Annotated in this window: 2 protein-coding genes; both read right to left on the reverse strand. The window is 30.5% G+C overall.

All coding sequences use genetic code 11. From position 1 onward, the window contains the following. Positions 1-50: 50 nt before the first annotated feature. On the reverse strand, positions 51-1,007 hold the full coding sequence (locus ACFCYN_RS25355) for a LacI family DNA-binding transcriptional regulator (RefSeq protein ID WP_098118449.1): 957 nt from the start codon (positions 1,005-1,007) through the stop codon (positions 51-53). Between the two features lie 256 nt (positions 1,008-1,263). Further along, complete coding sequence (locus ACFCYN_RS25360) at positions 1,264-1,719, reverse strand: glucoamylase family protein (protein ID WP_375952943.1); 456 nt, start codon at positions 1,717-1,719, stop codon at positions 1,264-1,266. Positions 1,720-1,971 lie beyond the last annotated feature (252 nt).

Below are 1,971 nucleotides of genomic sequence, written 5' to 3' on the forward strand. Positions count from 1 at the left end.
GCTTAAATACTTCTTTTATTAAAAAGATACTTAAAACTCTAATTTAAATATTACGAAGATCCACCAACAGTCAATGAAACTTCAATTATCTCATTCTCAACTACTTCGTTAGAAATTAACTTCAATAAATTTGTAGCGGCTAATGAACCCCAGTCAAAAGTTGAATATGATATGGTACTTAATCTTGGTGATACATATTGCGCTAATTCAATATTATCAAATCCTACGATAAATACATCTTTGCCTACTTGGTAATCTGTATCTTGAAGATAGTTATAGATTCCTACTGCCATCTCATCATTTAAACAAAAGATTGCACTTGGCTCGTTATAATTTGTAAAAATTTGTTTCGCTGCTTGTTCACCAGAATCCTTCATGAAATTTCCAGCGATTTCAATAAACTCAATATCTTGATAGTTAGATAATTCTTCTCTTACACCTTCCATACGTTTTGTTGAATCGTATGAACCTTCTGGACCTGTTAATGCATATACTTTTTTTACATCGTTTTTAAGAAGTTCTTTTATAGCTAATTGTGCACCACTTTTATTATTTATTAAGACACCTTTAATATTTTTGTGTTGTAATTCTCGATCCATCACGACCATTTTATAATTTTTTTCTGCATAATCTAAAAGCTCTTTATCTGAAAACGCCTGATCTAATATAATTCCACCATCTATTACTTTTTCAAGTAATAATCGATGTGATTGTACGCCAGAACATGCTATTAATTCATAGCCTTTATCGTTTAATGCTTGTCTCATTCCTCTTAATAGGGGCCCGTAAAAATATCCACCATAATCAGCTAAAAATACCCCAATAATTTTTGTTTCTTTAACCTTTAACATTCTTGCAGCTGCATTTGGAACATATCCTAATCTATTTGCAATCTTTAAAATTCTGCTTCGTGTTTCTTCAGTTACCTTTGGGCTACCATTTAACGCATATGATACTGTTGAAATGGAAACTCCAGCTTCTTTGGCAATATCTTTTATTCCTGCCATCCCATATCCTCCATTCTATTGATACCAAAAAGCCAATTTCGTCTTTATTGTTTCGTTTATTACGATTCATTTAAATATTGTTTATATTATTATGCTTAAATTAATATTATCAAAATTAAGTAAACTTTTCCTACTTTTTTTCATTCTTTTTACCTATACTTTGAATGGTATATTTTTACTCACAAAAGGTGAGCACAGAAGTGTTTTTGACTTCTTTTGCCACCTTTTAATTCACTTTAGCTTGTCTATTTAGTTATTATGGAGTAACTAATTTGCTATTTTTCCAGCCCAACATTTTTGATCCTTTTTTTATGTATTCGTTTTTTAAGTATAAATCCCAAATTAATCCGGTTTCATAGTTTTCAATCATTAGTAATGTTGCACCTTTATCCTTTGCATAATCTTGATATTGTACTGATCCTTGTGATGCGAAATTGAATAAGTCCCACACATTTGTATCGTCTTTATCAACAATTTTCACTCCAATTTTAGCTTCCCAACGGGCTGGAATATATCCCGGTAATGTTTTCATTGAATCAACTAATGCATTATTTAAATGATTGTAAATATCTTGAATTCCAGGAATGCTATAGATTTCCCAGTACTTATCCAATAATTCTTTGTCAGAAGAAATAGGTAAAGTTGTTAAATCTGGTCCATTTTTTACACTTAAATTCATACGTTCTTTGAAGCCTTCTTTACCATATGACATAAGCTTTGCAAAATCATACGCTTCCTTAGGATGCTTCGTATTTTTAGAAATCCCTAAAAAGTCATTAACAATCGCAGATCTTCCGCCTGCAATTCCGATATAACCCCAATCAAAGTTTGATTTTTCATAAAATTACGAATATTATATTTGGACTGCTATTCCGGTTCGTGTATTTAATAATAATTTTTACTAAATATTGATTTTCAAATAAAAAAGAGGCTGTCTAATCAATTAGACAACCTTCAGGAATTT

The sequence above is a fragment of the Gottfriedia sp. NPDC056225 genome, from assembly GCF_042267765.1.
Taxonomy (GTDB): Bacteria; Bacillota; Bacilli; order Bacillales; family Bacillaceae_G; genus Gottfriedia.

Coding starts and splice junctions, on each gene's coding strand:
- ACFCYN_RS25355 (WP_098118449.1), bottom strand. CDS start 1,007: ATGGCAGGAATAAAAGATATTGCCAAAGAAGCTGGAGTTTCCATTTCA.
- ACFCYN_RS25360 (WP_375952943.1), bottom strand. CDS start 1,719: ATGTCATATGGTAAAGAAGGCTTCAAAGAACGTATGAATTTAAGTGTA.